This window comes from Micromonospora sp. NPDC005220 (genome assembly GCF_040607895.1).
Taxonomy (GTDB): domain Bacteria; phylum Actinomycetota; class Actinomycetes; order Mycobacteriales; family Micromonosporaceae; genus Micromonospora.
The window spans coordinates 1-15492 of sequence record NZ_JBEXHP010000123.1 but is presented as its reverse complement, the minus strand read 5'-3'; the positions used below and the strand labels follow the sequence as shown (position 1 = coordinate 15492).

Genomic DNA, 15492 nt, shown 5'->3' with positions numbered 1-15492 from the left:
GGCGCGGCCGGCGGTGCGGCCGATCAGTGCGGCGCGGCCGGCGGTGCGGCGCGGCCGGTCAGTGCGGCGCGGCCGGGCCCAGGTCACTCGGGTCGGTGTTGCCACCACAGATGATCACGGCGACCCGCTCCCCCGGCTGCGGCACGTACGCGCCACCGACCAGCGCGGCCAGCGCCGCGGCGCCACCCAGCTCGGCGGCGACGCGCAGCTCCGACCAGAGCAGCCGGCGCGCCCGCACCAGGTCCTCGTCACGGACCAGCACCGACACCACCTCGGTACGGCGAGCGGTGTCGAACGCGATCTCGCCGATCCGCCGGGCTCCCAACGAATCGGTGGCGATGCCGCCCACCTCGATGTCGACCGGCCGACCCGCCTTGAGCGCCGAGTGCAGGGTGGGGATCTGCTCGGGCTCGACCGCCACGACGCGTACCGAACCGCCGAACCAACTGGCGATACCGGACACCAACCCGCCACCACCGACCGCCACCAGCACGGTGTCGATCCCGTCCACCTGCCGCTCCAACTCCCGACCGACGGTGCCCTGACCGGCCACCACCTCCGGCTGGTCGTACGCGTGCACGACCAACGCGCCGGTCTCCCCGGCCCGCTGGGTGCTCGCCGCCAACGCCTCCGCGTAGTGCTGGCCCACCTGACGCACCTGGGCGCCCAGCCCGGCCAACCGCTGCACCTTCACCGGCGAGGCGGTGACCGGCACGAAGACCTCCGCCGGCACGCCCAGCGACCGGGCCGCGTACGCCACGGCGAGGCCATGGTTGCCACCCGACGCGGCGATCACCCCGGCCGACGGCAACGGTCCCTGGAGCATCCGGTTGAACGCGCCGCGCGGCTTGAACGAGCCGGTGTGCTGATGCAGCTCCAGTTTGAGGCTCAGTTGCCCGGGCACACCCAGATCAGCACCATCGACGGCGATGACCGGGGTTTCCCGGACCCGCCCCTCGACGAGAGCCGCGGCCGCCTCGACGTCGCTTCTGTCCACCATGGGGAACGCCCTTCGCTACGACCAGAGGGCCAGTCGACCATCGTCGGTGAGCCCGACGAAACATCCTATGGAGATCCGTCGGCCATCCGACGCCTGACGCACCGTGTGATAGTTCCGCGGATCAAACAGAAAGCCCTCCCCGAGCGTGGGGCGCAACGTCAACGACTGCGCGTCGGCGGCCACCGCCTCCTGGAAGCCGTACCCGCCGGGAATCCGCAGCTCCTCGTCGTTCGGCTGCCAGCGCCGACGCCACAGCACTGTCTCCCCACCGGCCGGCGGCACCCGGATGTAGATGTTGAACGCCAACTGCGCCACCACCTCGCCGTCGAGCAGCCGGCCCGCGTACTCCCGGACCGCGTCGTCGAAGTGCACCTGAAGCCCCGCGTTGATCTCGCGGACGATGCCGACGTGCATCTCCCGCCCCTGCCGCCGCCCCGGTGCGACGTCCGGCCACGCGCCGCGGAACGCGGCCAGGCACAGCTCCCGGGGCGAGTCCACCAGGCCCAGCGTCGACCAGCTCTTCTCGGCCGCGTGGGCCGCGTCCCAGTAGTCCTCGCGGAGTTCACCGGCGGACCGGTGGTCGTTGATGGCCGGGCCGAACTTGGCGACGACGGGGAAGACCCGGCTCTCGTCGTAGCGGTCCATCGGCGCGTTCGCGAGGGCCGCGGTGATCGCCTGACAGCGGGCCGCGGAGAGCAGACCCGGCACCCGGACGGCGGCCAGTCGCCCCGCGACGAGCCCGGCGACATCCGCACGGGTGATCGACTCTGATTCGACGGCAACGAACAAGGGATCAGTCCTGCTCGAATGCTGCACGGCGGTCCTCCCGTAACGAAGATCCCTCACCGGACTTGTCGCGCCCCCCGATCCGCGCACCGTGCAATGTACAAACCGCAGGCAAGGCCAGGTATTCGCAGTTCCGGGCGAGATGGCGCGGCCACCGCTACCATCGGCGCAACCGGGGTACGCGACACCGAACCGTACGGCGGAAGCTTTCCACCGATCGGGGAATGGTGACGAATCTCGGCGTGATGCATGATGCGACTAGTTCGAACGCTGACAAGGAGTTCGAGATGGCAGGCGCCGGCCCGACGGATCTTGATATGCACGTCGACCGCCTGGAAATGGCGCGTCGAATAGCCCGGGAAATGATCGAGTCCGACCACCAGGCCCTGGAGTTGGCGGTACGACAGCGCCCACAGTGCTGGTCCCGTCGCCCCAGCGGCCACGGCACCCGCGCCGACGCCCTAGCGGGCTGAGCTCCCTCGCGCAACAGCGGATAATCGGGCGACGACCCTGTCACCGCAGGTGGCCCGGTGATCATGTGATGAAAAGTAGGTCAAACTCGCTCCTGGAACCTACTTCTCATCACATGATCATGGATCGATCGATCTGGCCGGACGCTATGTCCGGCAGGGGTGTGGTTCAGAGGCCAAGCACGAAGGGTTGGCTTGGTACTCCGCCACGGATCAGTGCGGCCAACGGCGTGGCGAGGTCGCGGGGCGAGAACAGTGCCGGACCGCTGTGATCCCTGATCTCTGACAGCGACCACCAACGCCAGCCTATGACGTGCTCTGCGGCGAGTTCCTCATCGCTCATCGCACCGCGCGGCGTGAACGACGCGGTCCGAACGAGAAAGTAATCGTTCGCGACGCCATCGTGGCCGGGTGCGAACCCGGCAGCGACTATCTCCTGGCGCCAGACCTGAGGCGGGTCGGCATCGAGAGCAAGACCGACCTCTTCGCGCAGCTCTCGCCGTAGGGCGACCAGGGGTGTCTCGCCATCTTCGACGCCACCCCCGGGAGTGATCCACACGGCGATCGTGCCAGCCGGATCGGGAATGGCGAGTCGGAGCAGCAGAACACGGTCGTCCTCATCGACGACGACTGCCCGAGCCGATCGCCGCAGGTTCACCGTCGACATCAGGACACCCTATGGGTCAACGATCACCGTCGACGCCCCGCGACGGCACAGCGGCGGGCCATGATGCGCCGGCGGCCAGGAACCAACCAACCGCTGGCTCCTGGTCGTAGATCGATCGGGCTTCCCATGCCCGCTCCCAGGCGTCTCCGTTGCCACCGTCGGCGGCGAAAGCCCTGAACTGGCGGGCTTGTGCGCGTACCTGATCCGCCTGTTCGGCCGTGACCACATGCAGAATCAGCGGCCGGGGCTGCGACGGAACCCAGTCGGGTCCGGCCGAGAACCAGTACTCCCGACCCTCGTAACGGGCCAGTCCGTCCAGCGGCCCGTCGGAGAAGTCCAGGACCTCGACGATCTGGACCCCAACAAGTTGAGGCAGACCGTGCGGGCCGGCTGGATCGGGATGCATCACTGCACGCTAGCGGCTTCCGCTGGGAGTTGCGGGTCTCCGCTGTAGGTAGTGTGCGGAAATGACAAGGAGCGAGCGGATCGCGGACCAGCTGGATCGGCACTGGCAGAAGAACCTGCGTCCGCGGCTGCACGGTCTTACCGATGAGGAGTACTTCTGGGAGCCGGTGCGTGGCTGCTGGAGCATCCGTCCACGGGGCACGTCGGCCGCACCGATGTCGGCAGGTTCGGGGGAATGGACGGTGGACTTCGCGTCCCCTGACCCGGTGCCGGCGCCGGTGACCACGATTGCCTGGCGGCTGGCGCACATCATCGTCTCCTGCCTGGGCTATCGGGTCGGATGGCACTTCGGCGGCCAGAACGTCGACTCCCAGACATTCGCCTACGCGGGGACCGCTGACGAGGCGCTGAAGCAGCTTGATGAGATGTATGGGAGATGGAACGCGGGGGTCCGCGAGCTCTCGGACGCGGACCTGGAGAATCCGCCCACTGTGGGTCCCGAGCGGTTTCCCATGGAGGGCATCGTCCTGCACGTCAACAGGGAGCTGATCCATCACGGCGCCGAGATTTCCCTGCTGCGCGACCTCTACCGGTGGCAGGGCGAGGCCGTACCGCGATCAATGAGTCGGCAAGCGGCACCGAGCCTCGTATCGTCCCCGGAATGAGCAGGAACGACGAGCGTGACGTGGTACGACGCGGGTACGACGCACTCTCCTACCACTATCGGTCGGACGACGCTGACGACGGTCAGTACGCCCCCTGGCTCGCCGGCTTACACCAGCGCCTACCTGCCTCGGCAGCAGTCCTCGACCTCGGTTGCGGCTGCGGGGTGCCGGTCGCCCGCTTCCTCGCCAACGCCGGACACCACGTCACCGGCGTCGACATCAGCGACGTGCAGATTGAGCGGGCGCGCCGCCTGGTGCCCAACGGCACCTTTCTCCGCGCCGACGCCACCCGGCTCGACCTGCCGCCGGCCTCGTTCGACGCAGTGGTTTGCCTGTACGCCCTGATCCACATGCCCCTGGCCGACCAGCCGCAGCTCATCAAGAGCATCGCCACCTGGTTACGCCCCGGCGGCTGGCTGCTCACCACGGTCGGCAACAGCGCCTGGACGGGCACCGAGGACAACTGGCTCGATGGTCCCGCCACCATGTGGTGGAGCCACGCGGACGCCGCTAGTTACCGCTCATGGCTGCAACAGGCGGGGCTGACGATCATCACCGAGGATTTCGTCCCGGAGGGCGGCAGCGGGCACGCCCTCTACTGGGCCCAGCACCCAAAGAGCTGACCTGGCCCGCGCCGCTGCTGGTCAGCCTGAATCGTCCACTGCGTCGGCTCGGTGACCTGCTCGTCCGTCACTCGCCCAGTATTCGACCACTGGATCGAACGCATCGCCCATGCTGTGCTCACCCAGGTGGTCCGAAACCCTCATGCCCCCTGAACGTGCACCCGACCGACCGCTCAACGCGGGCGTACCGCGCATCGCTCGACAGCGTCAGGCCGACCATGCCTGGATGACGTCGTCAGGCCCCCAGATGAGATCCGCAGCCCCAGCCGGCAGGTCGACTCCGGAGCGGCTGACCACGACGAGGCCGCTGACCCCGGGCTGAAAACCCGGGATAGCCGGGGCCTGCCGTCGCAGTTCGTCGAGATGGCGCCGGTCGAACGGGCCGTCCTGCCATTTAATCGAGCCGGCGAACGCGATGCGGGAGGCGATCGGGGCGCGGTCGGCTCCGACAAGATCGATCTCCGGGTTGAATTGCCGGTTCCACCAGCCGCCGACTTCCCATGTGTCGGTCCAAGGCAAGCCTCCGGCCCCGGCGGCGATGGCGAGCGCATCGCGGATGATCGGCTCGACGGCGTTGCCTCGCCAGGTGGACCATCGACTGTCGAGGATGGCGCGGGCGGCTGCCGTCCGATCGCGCAGCACCAGTTGATGCACATCGCGCAGAACGGCCAGGTACAGGCGCAGATTGCTGTCAGCGATCCGGTACTGGGCCAGGTTGCTGGGCTTGGTAGACAACGGCTTGTCGACAGCGAGAATCTGTTTCTCCTCGACGAGCCGGTGAAGCAGCGGGGACAGCGTGCCGGAGCTGACGGGGCCGCCGCGGTCCCCGGCGGCAGCGGCGATGTTGCTGAACGTGCGGCTACCTGTCCCGCCGACCGCTTCCAAGATGCGGCGGGCAGTGTCCGGGGCGGGAAACTCAGCCGCCAGAGACTGTTCGGGGACGGTGAACAACGCTGAAGTCTTGTTAGAGATCTCCTGATCCAGGAAATCTGCGGCTGGCGTTCCCGGGGACCACTCCAGGGCGATACCGGGAAGCCCACCGGTGATCAGGTGGGCATCGATCGCGTCCGCGCCACTGAGGCCGGTCACAGCCGCGGTTTCGGCAAGGTTGAAAGGGCCGAGGATCATGTTCGTTGCCCTGCCGTAGAAGGGCCGGTCGTACTCGGTGAACCGCTGCATCATGTGCAAATCACTGCCAAGCAGCAGCAGTAGCACTGGCTTTCTAGAAATGAGCCGGTCCCAGGCGATTTGAAGGTGCCCGTCGAACGTCATGTCCTGTTCAGAGATCCAAGGGAGCTCGTCAAGGACGACCACACTCGGCGTGTCGGGCAAGACACCCGCCAGAACCCGCAGCATGTCTCCCCAGCCACCGGCCGGCGGCTGGGACGGCAGAAGGTCACGACCGCCAGCGTTGAGCAGCGACGAGTCGCGCAAGGTGTCGAGGAAGTAGCCGATCGCTTCGATGCTCGACGCGCCTTTGACCGCCGTGTAGAAGCAGTACGGCAGATCGGCACGGTCGCACAACTCCTGCACCAGCCGCGACTTGCCCACCTGCCGCCGTCCCCGGATAGCGACGGAGCGACCCTCGCCGGTGCGCTTCACTTGATCAAGCTGCTTGGCGAGCAGGTTGAGTTCCGTACGTCGGCCGATGAACATCGACCCTCCCGAAGCTAGATCGCATCTTACTTCGGCCCAGTCTACCTCAATCTAAGGTCACGACGGTTGCCGCCACTGGGAGCATTGCGCCTTTGATGCGGATATCTTCCCAATCCGGACGGCTGGGCTGACCTGTGTAGCGTCGCCAACGCCTCTCAACGTCCGATACAGCCGCTGGCCATCTATCGATTGGCCGCCGAACGCATGCCGGCACCGGCGACGCCAGCACCACTTGCCATGGCCATCAGGAAGGCACTGCACACGAACTGCCATTTGCTTGCCCGGATCAGTGACTTCATCGGCACGCGGCCATGACAAACACGTCGCGGTCTGCGTCGTGTCGGCGCTACGGCTGGCCTCGAGTCGACCGCTCGCCGGGAAAGCCTCGGGTCTGTCGTCACTACTTCCAGCGGAAGTGGACGAAGAGGCGGCCGAAGTTCTTCGAGTCCTTCTCCACGCGGTGGTAGAGCTGCTTGACGTCCTTCTGGTCGAGGAACCGCAGCACCCGCTTCTTGAGCTGGCCGGACCCCTTGCCGGGGATGATCTCGACGAGAGTGGCCTTCTTTGCCACCGCCTCGTCCATGATCCCGCGCAACGCCCGGTCGATGTCCTGGCCCTTGTTGAAGATCTCGTGCAGGTCCAGCTTGAGCTTCATGCCGCAGCCCCCGGCCGGTCAGGTCCCATGTCCGCCATCCTAGGCACGTCCGCCAGGTCGTCCGACGACGACGAAGGGGCGGCCCCGAAGGACCGCCCCTGCCACTTCGACGTTCACGCTCAGCGCCGGCCGCCCAGTCGGGTCTCCACCCGCTCCAGCGCGGTCCGGTAGTCGTCGTTCGCCGCGTACATCGCCGCGGCGATGCGCAGGTGCCGCAGCGCGTCGGTGTGCCGGTTCAGCCGCTCCAGCGTCCGACCGAGCACGTGGTGCGCGTAGTGATCGCTCGGGTCCCGCTCGATCAGCTCGCGCAGGTGCTCCTCGGCCCGGTTGAGCTGGGCCGACTGGAAGTACGCCCGGGCCAGCAACTGCCGGACCGCAGCGTTGCCAGGCTCGGCGTCGATGATCGGCTCCAGCAGTCGGGCTGCCCCGCTGGGGTCACCGGTTTCGAAGAACATGGTCGCCCGCCGGTAGTCCGCCAGAAGATCCATCTGCCCACCTCCTCGGGTCGCACCGTCACCTGTTCCGACGCTGGCACAACACCGGGAGTTTGGCGACTGTTCCCGGAGTCGAGACCGGGTCAGTTCCGGCCGCCGACGGGCCGCCGACGGGCCCGAGGAGTCAGGTGCGGGCGTTCCGGCGTCCGGCGGAGAGCTCCCAGGCGCGGACGCCGCCGACGATTCCGGCGGTGTTCGGCACCACCACCACGTCGTCGCCCATCCGGGCCAGCTGCTCGGGCCGGATCAGTCGGGAGTTGCCCCCGCCCAGGTAGAGCCGGTCCCAGCGGAACACCGGGCGGAGCCCGTCCACCACCTGCCGGATCCGCCGGGACCAGAAGGCGTCGCCGAGTCGCCGCCGTTCCGGCTCACCGACGTACGTGTCGTAGGTGGTGCCCCAGCGCACCGGCGCGTGGGACAGCTCCAGATGCGGGGCGAGCACCCCGCCGTCGAAGAGGGCGCTGCCCAGCCCCGTACCCAGGGTCAGCACCAGCTCGCACCCGGTGCCGGCGACCACCCCGGCGCCGTGCACCTCGGCGTCGTTGAGCACCAGCGCCGGCACCCCGAACGCGTCGGCCAGCGCGCCGCGCGCGTCCCAGCCGGACCACTCGGCGAGCAGGTCCGGGTCGACCCGGCTGCGGGGGCCGCTGCGGGTCACGTAGTGCGGCGTACTCACCACCACTCCGTGCCGGATCATCCCGGGTACGCCGACAGTGAGCCGGTCCGCCGCCGGCAGGCGCCCGCCGAGATCCAGCAGGGTCCGGACAAACAGCGCAGGCGGCAACGGGTACGGGGTGGGCACCCGCAACGGCCGGGCCCGCATCGTTCCCGCCTCGTCGAGCACGGACGCCTTGATGCCTCCGCCGCCGCAGTCGATCGCCAGTGTGGTCACCACGTCCCAGAGTCTGCCCGCTGGCCGCCGGTCGTATGCGGGCGGCCGGATAGGCTGCCGTCCTGATGAGCGCCACGATGATCGTCAAGGACCTGGCCGCCGGGCACGGCGACCGCCCGCTCTTCGCCGGATTGGACCTGGTGGTCGCCCCCGGTGACGTGGTCGGGCTGGTCGGGCCGAACGGGGCCGGCAAGTCGACGCTGCTGCGTACCCTCGCCGGGTTGTTGCCGGTCGAGGCCGGCAGCGTGCGGCTCAGCCCACCCACCGCGAGCGTCGGACACCTGCCGCAGGAGCCGGAGCGGCGGCCGGGCGAGACGGTACGGGACTTCCTGGCCCGCCGGACCGGGGTGACCGCCGCGCAGGCGGCGTTGGACGCGGCGACCGAGGCGCTGACCGCCGGGGCGGCGGGTGCCGACGACGCGTACGGCGACGCGCTGGAGCGCTGGCTCGCCCTGGGCGGCGCGGACCTGGACGAACGCGCCGAGCAGGTGAGCGCCGACCTGGGGCTCGCGGTCGACCTGGACCATCCGATGACCGGGCTCTCCGGCGGTCAGGCGGCCCGCGCCGGGCTGGCGTCGCTGCTGCTCAGCCGGTACGACGTGTTTCTGCTCGACGAGCCGACAAACGACCTGGACCTGGCCGGATTGGAGCGGCTGGAGGAGTTCGTCACCGGGCTGCGGGCCGGCACGGTGCTGGTCAGCCACGACCGGGAGTTCCTCACCCGAACGGTGACCCGGGTGCTGGAGTTGGACCTGCCGCAGCAGCAGGTCAACCACTATGGCGGCGGGTACGCGGCCTACCTGGAGGAGCGCGAGGTGGCCCGCCGGCACGCCCGCGCGGACTTCGAGGAGTACGCCGACACCAAGGCTGGGCTGGAGGCGCGCGCCCGCACCCAGCGGGGCTGGATGGAGAAGGGCGTCAAGAACGCCCGCCGCAAGGCCACCGACAACGACAAGATCGGCCGCAAGTTCCGCAGCGAGGCCACTGAGAAGCAGGCCGCCAAGGCCAAGCAGACCGACCGGCTGATCGAACGGCTCGAGGTGGTCGAGGAGCCCCGCAAGGAGTGGGAGCTGCGGATGGAGATCGCCGCCGCACCCCGCGCCGGCGCCGTCGTGTCCACGCTGCGCGGTGCCGTCGTACGCCGTGGTGGCTTCACCCTCGGCCCGGTCGACCTCCAGATCGACTGGGCGGACCGGGTCGCGGTGACCGGGGCGAACGGCTCCGGCAAGTCCACCCTGCTGGCCGCGCTGCTGGGGCGGCTGCCGCTGGACGAGGGCACCGCCTCGCTCGGCCCTGGCGTGGTGGTCGGTGAGGTGGACCAGGCCCGCGGGCTGTTCCTCGGCGACGTACCGCTGATCGACGCGTTCCAGGCGGCCGTACCCCACCTGTCGCCGGCGGACGCGCGGACCCTGCTGGCCAAGTTCGGCCTGCGGGCGGCGCACGTGCCCCGACCGGCGGCCACCCTCTCCCCCGGCGAGCGGACCCGGGCCGCGCTGGCCCTGCTCCAGGGCCGTGGAGTCAACCTGCTGGTGCTGGACGAGCCCACCAACCACCTGGACCTGCCGGCCATCGAGCAGCTCGAATCGGCGCTGGCCAGCTACCCCGGAACGCTGCTGCTGGTCACCCACGACCGGCGGATGCTGGCCGCCATCGAGACCAACCGGCGGCTGCGGGTCGACGCCGGGCGGATCGCCGAGGATTGATCCGTGCCCACGAGCCGGCGCGGGGTGAGAATGACGCCATGCTCAAGTGGGAGTACGCCCTGCTGGTCCGCCGCCGCCAGGCCGCGACCAACGACCTGGGCTGGGAGGTCGTCTTCGTCTGGTACGGCCCGGACGGCTCGATGGTCGACGTGACGCCGTACGGCGACACCTCGCTGGCCCACCTGAACCGGGCCGGCGACCAGGGCTGGGAGTTGGTCGCGATGAGCGAGGACCCGTCGTTGCCCGGCAATCACGAACTGCACCGCTACCACCTCAAGCGGCCAAAGCCCGCCGACCCGCCACCTCGGCAGCGGATGCGCGGCGGCCGCCGGAGCGTCTCCGGCTGACCCGCCCGCTCGGCCATGTCGGCGCGGAACCGATGTCCCCGTTGAGCGTGATGCCGGTGAATCATCATGATGCCTGTGTGGCATCACGCCGACTGCGGCCCTGCCCCGCATCGTGCGACACGCCCAGCGGTTGGCCGCGCCCGAGCCGGCAACGAGGTGGACGAGCGGGGCGTAACGGGCGCGATTGCGGGTATCGCGCGGCGGGAGGTGGCCCGAATGGTCGCTTTGGCACAGACTCCGCCCTCAGCCGACCGGCTGCGGGCGATCGACGTTTTCCTCGCCCAGGCATGGGCGGACCAGGTTCGGCACGATGATCGGTTGCGGGACCTGGCGGTCGAGGTGCGGTTCGACCGGGGAGTTGCCCATCTGACCGGCAACGTGGCCGAGCCCGCCCAGCTACGGCTGGTGCGGGACCTGGTGGGGCGGCTGGCCGGTGTCTACGGCGTCTGGTGCCGGGTCGGCATCGACGGGCGGGCGCCGGTGGTCGTGGACCTCGGTTGCGGGCCGACCAAGCAGTGGCCGGGCAACCTGGGGCTGGACATCTACCCGGCGCCCGGCGTGGATGCCGTCGCGGACCTGTCCGGCTCGCTGCCACTCGCCGACAACTCGGTGGACGTCCTCTTCGCGGTGCACATCCTGGAGCACCTGATCGACTTCCTGCCGCTGGTCGACGAGTGTCATCGGGTACTCCGCCCCGGTGGTGTGCTGCACGTGATGAGCCCCTGGTGGGGGCATGTGAACGCGGTGGCCGACCCGACCCACGTCCGACTGATGGACGTGCAGACGTTCAAGGGGATCTGCCAGCTCCGGCCACCGGGCACGCCGCGTTGGTACCCACTGCACGCCGGCTGCGACGGTGCCTCGATCTTCGCCGACCTGACCCCGCTCCCCCCGGACGCCGACCCGGCACCCCAGTCCCACCTGGCCCGCTTCTTCGACTGATCTCCCGTGCTCCGACCCGCCGCGGTCAGACGGCGGGCTCGTGCCGGGCCAGCCGGTTGCGGCGGTAGCCGTAACCGAAGTAGATCAACGCGCCGAGCAGCATCCAGGCCAGGAACCGCAGCCAGGTCTCCACCGACAGGTTGAGCATCAGGTAGAAGCAGGCCAACGCGGAGACGATCGGCAGCACCGGCGAGAACGGCACCCGGAACGGCCGCTCCAGGTCCGGCCGCTTGCGGCGCAGGATCGGCACCGCCACCGACACCAGGACGAACGCGCAGAGCGCGCCGATGCTGACCAGGTCGGCCAGCGCGGACAGCGGCAGGAAGCCGGCCAGCAGCGCGACCGCCACCGTCATGATCGCCGAGATCCGGTACGGGGTGCCCCAGCGCGGGTGCACCTTCGCGATCGAGGGTGGGATCAACCCGTCCCGGGCGATGGCGAAGCCGATCCGGCCCATCGCCACCAGGTCGACCAGGATGACGCTGGTCAGGCCCGCGACGGCGGCGATGGAGACCAGCACCGCCGCCCAGCCCGCGCCGACCGACTCGAAGGCGGACGCGATCGGGGCGCCCCGGTCGATCTCGACGTACGGCACCATCCCGACCACCACCAGCGAGACGCCGATGTAGAGCACTGTGGAGATCAGCAACGTGCCGAGCAGACCCAGGGTGAGGTCCCGCTTCGGCTTCCTCGTCTCCTCGCCCAGGTTGGCCACCGCCTCGAAACCGGTGTACGCGAAGAAGACCACGGCCGCGGCGCTGAGCACCCCGACGAAGCCGAAGACCGACGGCTCCAGCCCGAAGAGCGCCTGCGTCACCGGTTGCTTGATGCCGTCGTCGCCGCTCCCGGCGGGCTCGGCCGGCGGGATGAACGGGGTGAGATTGGCGGCCTTGACAAAGAACAGCCCGGCGACCACCACGAAGACGCAGATGGCCACCTTGACCAGCACCAGAAGGTTGGTGATCCGGGCGGACTCCCGGATGCCGACGATCGCCACGACGCCGAGGATCAGCACGATGGCGATGGCACCCACGTTGACCGTGCTGCCCTCCTCGCCGAACCAGCGGGTCGGCAGGTCGAGCAGTTCGGCGAGGTAGCCGGACCAGCCCCGGGCCACCACGGCGGCGCCGAGCGCGAACTCCAGCAGCAGGTCCCAGCCGATGATCCAGGCGACGATCTCGCCCATCGTGGCGTACGCGTAGGTGTAGGCGCTGCCCGCGGTCGGCACGCTGGAGGCCAGTTCGGCGTAGCAGAGGGCGGCGAGCAGGGCCACCACCCCGGCGATGGCGAAGGAGATCACCACACCCGGACCGGCGCTGTCCCGGGCCTCGATCCCGGTGAGCGTGAAGATGCCGGTGCCGATCACGATGCCGATGCCGAAGCCGGTGAGGTCGATGGCGCCGAGCCGTCTCTTCAGCCCCAGCTGGCCGTCGCTGCCGTCCGCCTCGCCTTGGGCTATCACGTCCTTGATCGGTTTTGTGCGCAGCACGGACATCCGGTCACCCCTCCCACCGTGCGACCACCTCGTGGCGGCCGGTGACCGGCGTTGCTACCCAACGGCGCGATTGGTCAACCACGAACCCTTGCGGCGCTGGCCAGATTGTGAAAATTTCCTACCAGCAACGCGGGCATCGGCGGCGAATCTTGCCGGGCTTCGCGTGAAACATCCGGGAGCCCCAACGAAGGGACACACCGCATGAAAGCCACCCGAATCGGAGTCGCCGGGCTGGTCGCAGCCCTGCTCGGCACGTTCGTCAGTGCCACCCCCGCGAGCGCCGCGCCCAGCGCGGCCGACACCACCGCCGGGGCCACCTGCGCCACCGACCCGGCCACCCCGAAGCGGCAGTTCCGGGCCATGTGGATCTCGTCGGTGGTCAACATCGACTGGCCCAGCAAGGCGTCCCAGACCAACCCGGACCGGATCGCCGCCCAGCAGGCCGAGTACCGCGAGCTGCTCGACCTGGCCGGGCGACTGCACCACAACGCCGTCGTGGTGCAGGTCCGGCCCACCGCCGATGCGCTCTGGCCCTCACCCTACGAGCCCTGGTCGGAATACCTGACCGGCGTACGCGGCCAGGACCCGGGCTGGGACCCGCTGGCCTTCCTGGTCGACGAGTCGCACAAACGCAACCTCGAGTTCCACGCCTGGTTCAACCCGTACCGCGTCTCCATGCCGGCCCCCGGCGGCGCCGGTGCCGACCTGACCCAGCTCGCCCCCGGCCACCCGGCCCGGCAGCACCCCGACTGGACCTTCGCCTACCCACCGGCCGGCGTGGCCGGCAGCCGGCTCTACTACAACCCGGGGATCCCCGAGGTCCGCGAGTTCGTGCAGACCGCGATGATGGACGCGGTCAAGCGGTACGACGTCGACGGCGTCCACTTCGACGACTACTTCTACCCCTACCCGAGCGGCACGTACCAGGTGCCCGACGCGGCCTTCGCGGCCCACAACCGGGGTTTCACCGACCGGGCCGACTGGCGGCGGGACAACATCAACCTGCTGATCCAGGAGATGAACGGCAAGATCAAGGCGGCGAAGCCGTGGGTGAAGTTCGGCGTCAGCCCGTTCGGCATCTGGCGCAACAAGACCGCCGACCCGCTCGGCTCGGACACCACCGGCAGCCAGTCGTACGACATCATCTCCGCCGACACCCGCAAGTGGATCAAGCAGGAGTGGATCGACTACGTGGTGCCGCAGCTCTACTGGTACATCGGCCAGTACCCGGCGGCCGACTACGCGCGCCTGGTGCCGTGGTGGGCCGAGACGGTGCGCGGCACCCGCGTGCAGCTCTACATCGGGCAGGCCGACTACAAGAGCGGCGACCCGGCGTACGGGCCGTACTGGCAGAACCCGCGTGAGCTGTCCGACCATCTGACGCTGAACCGGTCGTACCCGGAGGTGCAGGGCAACGTGCACTTCTCCGCGGTGCAGGTGCGTGCCAACCGGCTCGGCGCCACCGACATCTACGCCGGCGAGCACTACTCGCGCCCGGCGCTGGTGCCGGCCATGCCACACCTGCCGGCCCGGCCGCTGCTCTTCCCGGTGGTCACCAAGGCCACCCGGCAGGCCGACGGAGTCCGGCTCACCTGGCGGCAGCCCGCCGACGGCGTCGGCCCGCTCGGCACCGCCACCTCGTACGCGATCTACCGGTTCGACGGCACCACGCTGCCCGGCCGGTGCGCCACGGCCGACGCCGCGCACCTGGTCGGCACCGTCCGGGCCACGCCCGACGGCGCTCAGTCCTGGGTGGACACCTCGGCCGAGCCCGGTCGGCGCTACACCTACCAGCTGACCGCGCTGGACCGGTCGGCCAACGAGAGCCCCGCGAGCCCGCCGGCATTCGTTCTACGCTGACCGCTTCTCCGAATGCCCCGGACGCCTCGCGCGCCCGGGGCATTCGTCTGTTTCAACGTATGTCACCAATAGTTCGCGACGCGCATACCGCCTTGTTGATCAGCTGATCGACACTCATCGACATCCGGTAACCCGCCGGTAACTTCCGTCCCACCGCTCACCCCCTGCGGAGGTATCCCGTGCCCCGACGTATCGCCACCCTGCTCGCCTCGGGCGCGCTAGCGCTGCTCGCCACCCTCGCCATCGCCTCCCCCGCCGCCGCCGCCCCGACCCCCGCACAACGGCTGTCCGTGCTGTCCAGCTGGACCCAGACCAGCGCGTCCAGCTACAACTCGTGGAACAGCGCCCGGGTCAACCGGGCCCCCTGGGCCGAGTACAACTTCGACTGGTCCACCGACTACTGCTCGTCCAGCCCGGACAACCCGCTCGGCTTCACCTTCAGCCTGGGCTGCTACCGGCACGACTTCGGCTACCGCAACTACAAGGCGGTCGGCCAGTTCCCCGCCAACAAGTCCCGCCTCGACAGCGCCTTCTACGAGGACCTGAAGCGGGTCTGCGCCACCTACAACGCGGTCGTCCGACCGGCCTGCTACAGCCTGGCCTGGACCTACTACCAGGCGGTCAGCATCTTCGGTTCGGTAGCGGCCGTCCAGCAGGCCGACATCGACCGCGCCGCCCGCATGAAGGCCCAAGCCGAAGCCAAGGCCGCAACCCACTAAACCCCCACGCCCCACCCCACCCCCACCCCCACCCTGCCCAAACCCCCTACGACCGTGTTGATCAAGAGGTTTGCGTCAGAAAACGCGCTCCTGGTGACCGAAACCTCTTGATC

At 69.4% G+C, this 15492-nt stretch carries 17 protein-coding genes; 8 read left to right on the top strand and 9 right to left on the bottom strand.

Features of this window, described 5'->3' with window-relative positions:
* Positions 1 to 58: 58 nt before the first annotated feature.
* Both ABZU52_RS28175 and ABZU52_RS28170 read right to left on the bottom strand, forming a co-directional pair.
* A complete protein-coding gene (locus tag ABZU52_RS28175; RefSeq protein WP_354973990.1) occupies positions 59 to 1000 on the bottom strand; it encodes a threonine/serine dehydratase in 942 nt (313 codons plus the stop codon).
* A 15-nt stretch (positions 1001 to 1015) separates the two neighbouring features.
* The gene (locus tag ABZU52_RS28170; RefSeq protein ID WP_354973989.1) at positions 1016 to 1789 is read right to left on the bottom strand and encodes a proline hydroxylase; all 774 of its coding nucleotides are present in this window, start codon (positions 1787 to 1789) and stop codon (positions 1016 to 1018) included.
* A gap of 284 nt (positions 1790 to 2073) precedes the next feature.
* On the opposite strand from ABZU52_RS28170, the gene ABZU52_RS28165 reads away from it, so the two are divergent.
* Positions 2074 to 2259 carry a hypothetical protein gene (locus ABZU52_RS28165; protein WP_354973988.1) on the top strand — a complete coding sequence of 62 codons (186 nt, stop codon included), beginning with the start codon at positions 2074 to 2076 and terminating at the stop codon, positions 2257 to 2259.
* A 166-nt stretch (positions 2260 to 2425) separates the two neighbouring features.
* Here ABZU52_RS28165 and ABZU52_RS28160 read toward each other — a convergent pair whose 3' ends face one another.
* Positions 2426 to 2923, bottom strand: a complete 498-nt coding sequence (locus tag ABZU52_RS28160) for an NUDIX domain-containing protein (RefSeq protein WP_354973987.1) — start codon at positions 2921 to 2923, stop codon at positions 2426 to 2428.
* Positions 2924 to 2939: 16 nt separating this feature from the next.
* Positions 2940 to 3329, bottom strand: a complete 390-nt coding sequence (locus ABZU52_RS28155) for a hypothetical protein (RefSeq protein WP_354973986.1) — start codon at positions 3327 to 3329, stop codon at positions 2940 to 2942.
* 61 nt (positions 3330 to 3390) lie between these two features.
* On the opposite strand from ABZU52_RS28155, the gene ABZU52_RS28150 reads away from it, so the two are divergent.
* A complete protein-coding gene (locus tag ABZU52_RS28150) occupies positions 3391 to 3993 on the top strand; it encodes a DinB family protein (protein WP_354973985.1) in 603 nt (200 codons plus the stop codon).
* Positions 3990 to 4616 carry a class I SAM-dependent methyltransferase gene (locus ABZU52_RS28145; protein WP_354973984.1) on the top strand — a complete coding sequence of 209 codons (627 nt, stop codon included), beginning with the start codon at positions 3990 to 3992 and terminating at the stop codon, positions 4614 to 4616. Before ABZU52_RS28150 ends, ABZU52_RS28145 begins: the two co-directional genes overlap by 4 nt.
* Positions 4617 to 4823: 207 nt before the next feature.
* Here the strand turns inward: ABZU52_RS28145 and ABZU52_RS28140 are convergent, their stop codons facing one another.
* From ABZU52_RS28140 to ABZU52_RS28125, 4 genes are all read right to left on the bottom strand, one after another.
* Positions 4824 to 6272, bottom strand: a complete 1449-nt coding sequence (locus ABZU52_RS28140; protein ID WP_354973983.1) for an ATP-binding protein — start codon at positions 6270 to 6272, stop codon at positions 4824 to 4826.
* Positions 6273 to 6672: 400 nt separating this feature from the next.
* A complete protein-coding gene (locus ABZU52_RS28135; RefSeq protein ID WP_007465523.1) occupies positions 6673 to 6927 on the bottom strand; it encodes a Smr/MutS family protein in 255 nt (84 codons plus the stop codon).
* A 119-nt stretch (positions 6928 to 7046) separates the two neighbouring features.
* The gene (locus tag ABZU52_RS28130) at positions 7047 to 7415 is read right to left on the bottom strand and encodes a tetratricopeptide repeat protein (protein ID WP_354973982.1); all 369 of its coding nucleotides are present in this window, start codon (positions 7413 to 7415) and stop codon (positions 7047 to 7049) included.
* A gap of 130 nt (positions 7416 to 7545) precedes the next feature.
* Positions 7546 to 8316, bottom strand: a complete 771-nt coding sequence (locus tag ABZU52_RS28125; RefSeq protein ID WP_354973981.1) for an ROK family protein — start codon at positions 8314 to 8316, stop codon at positions 7546 to 7548.
* Positions 8317 to 8378: 62 nt separating this feature from the next.
* On the opposite strand from ABZU52_RS28125, the gene ABZU52_RS28120 reads away from it, so the two are divergent.
* From ABZU52_RS28120 to ABZU52_RS28110, 3 genes are all read left to right on the top strand, one after another.
* Positions 8379 to 10016, top strand: a complete 1638-nt coding sequence (locus tag ABZU52_RS28120; protein ID WP_354973980.1) for an ABC-F family ATP-binding cassette domain-containing protein — start codon at positions 8379 to 8381, stop codon at positions 10014 to 10016.
* A 38-nt stretch (positions 10017 to 10054) separates the two neighbouring features.
* Positions 10055 to 10363: a hypothetical protein gene (locus ABZU52_RS28115; RefSeq protein ID WP_354973979.1), complete on the top strand. Its 309-nt coding sequence runs from the start codon at positions 10055 to 10057 to the stop codon at positions 10361 to 10363.
* A 216-nt stretch (positions 10364 to 10579) separates the two neighbouring features.
* Positions 10580 to 11305 carry a methyltransferase domain-containing protein gene (locus tag ABZU52_RS28110; protein ID WP_354973978.1) on the top strand — a complete coding sequence of 242 codons (726 nt, stop codon included), beginning with the start codon at positions 10580 to 10582 and terminating at the stop codon, positions 11303 to 11305.
* Positions 11306 to 11330: 25 nt separating this feature from the next.
* Here the strand turns inward: ABZU52_RS28110 and ABZU52_RS28105 are convergent, their stop codons facing one another.
* Positions 11331 to 12800: an amino acid permease gene (locus tag ABZU52_RS28105; RefSeq protein WP_354973977.1), complete on the bottom strand. Its 1470-nt coding sequence runs from the start codon at positions 12798 to 12800 to the stop codon at positions 11331 to 11333.
* Positions 12801 to 13001: 201 nt separating this feature from the next.
* Between ABZU52_RS28105 and ABZU52_RS28100 the strand changes: the two genes are divergently transcribed.
* Together ABZU52_RS28100 and ABZU52_RS28095 are read left to right on the top strand one after the other, a co-directional pair.
* A complete protein-coding gene (locus ABZU52_RS28100) occupies positions 13002 to 14660 on the top strand; it encodes a family 10 glycosylhydrolase (RefSeq protein ID WP_354973976.1) in 1659 nt (552 codons plus the stop codon).
* A 179-nt stretch (positions 14661 to 14839) separates the two neighbouring features.
* Positions 14840 to 15379 (top strand): phospholipase, encoded by a 540-nt coding sequence (locus tag ABZU52_RS28095; RefSeq protein ID WP_354973975.1) that lies wholly within the window; start codon positions 14840 to 14842, stop codon positions 15377 to 15379.
* The last annotated feature ends 113 nt before the right edge of the window (positions 15380 to 15492 follow it).

Excerpts from the sequence above, each read along its gene's own strand:
- ABZU52_RS28145 (WP_354973984.1), top strand. The coding sequence starts at position 3,990 with ATGAGCAGGAACGACGAGCGTGACGTGGTACGACGCGGGTACGACGCA.
- ABZU52_RS28150 (WP_354973985.1), top strand. The coding sequence starts at position 3,391 with ATGACAAGGAGCGAGCGGATCGCGGACCAGCTGGATCGGCACTGGCAG.
- ABZU52_RS28110 (WP_354973978.1), top strand. The coding sequence starts at position 10,580 with ATGGTCGCTTTGGCACAGACTCCGCCCTCAGCCGACCGGCTGCGGGCG.
- ABZU52_RS28175 (WP_354973990.1), bottom strand. The coding sequence starts at position 1,000 with ATGGTGGACAGAAGCGACGTCGAGGCGGCCGCGGCTCTCGTCGAGGGG.
- ABZU52_RS28130 (WP_354973982.1), bottom strand. The coding sequence starts at position 7,415 with ATGGATCTTCTGGCGGACTACCGGCGGGCGACCATGTTCTTCGAAACC.
- ABZU52_RS28120 (WP_354973980.1), top strand. The coding sequence starts at position 8,379 with ATGAGCGCCACGATGATCGTCAAGGACCTGGCCGCCGGGCACGGCGAC.
- ABZU52_RS28100 (WP_354973976.1), top strand. The coding sequence starts at position 13,002 with ATGAAAGCCACCCGAATCGGAGTCGCCGGGCTGGTCGCAGCCCTGCTC.
- ABZU52_RS28105 (WP_354973977.1), bottom strand. The coding sequence starts at position 12,800 with ATGTCCGTGCTGCGCACAAAACCGATCAAGGACGTGATAGCCCAAGGC.
- ABZU52_RS28140 (WP_354973983.1), bottom strand. The coding sequence starts at position 6,272 with ATGTTCATCGGCCGACGTACGGAACTCAACCTGCTCGCCAAGCAGCTT.
- ABZU52_RS28160 (WP_354973987.1), bottom strand. The coding sequence starts at position 2,923 with ATGTCGACGGTGAACCTGCGGCGATCGGCTCGGGCAGTCGTCGTCGAT.
- ABZU52_RS28165 (WP_354973988.1), top strand. The coding sequence starts at position 2,074 with ATGGCAGGCGCCGGCCCGACGGATCTTGATATGCACGTCGACCGCCTG.
- ABZU52_RS28115 (WP_354973979.1), top strand. The coding sequence starts at position 10,055 with ATGCTCAAGTGGGAGTACGCCCTGCTGGTCCGCCGCCGCCAGGCCGCG.
- ABZU52_RS28155 (WP_354973986.1), bottom strand. The coding sequence starts at position 3,329 with ATGCATCCCGATCCAGCCGGCCCGCACGGTCTGCCTCAACTTGTTGGG.
- ABZU52_RS28135 (WP_007465523.1), bottom strand. The coding sequence starts at position 6,927 with ATGAAGCTCAAGCTGGACCTGCACGAGATCTTCAACAAGGGCCAGGAC.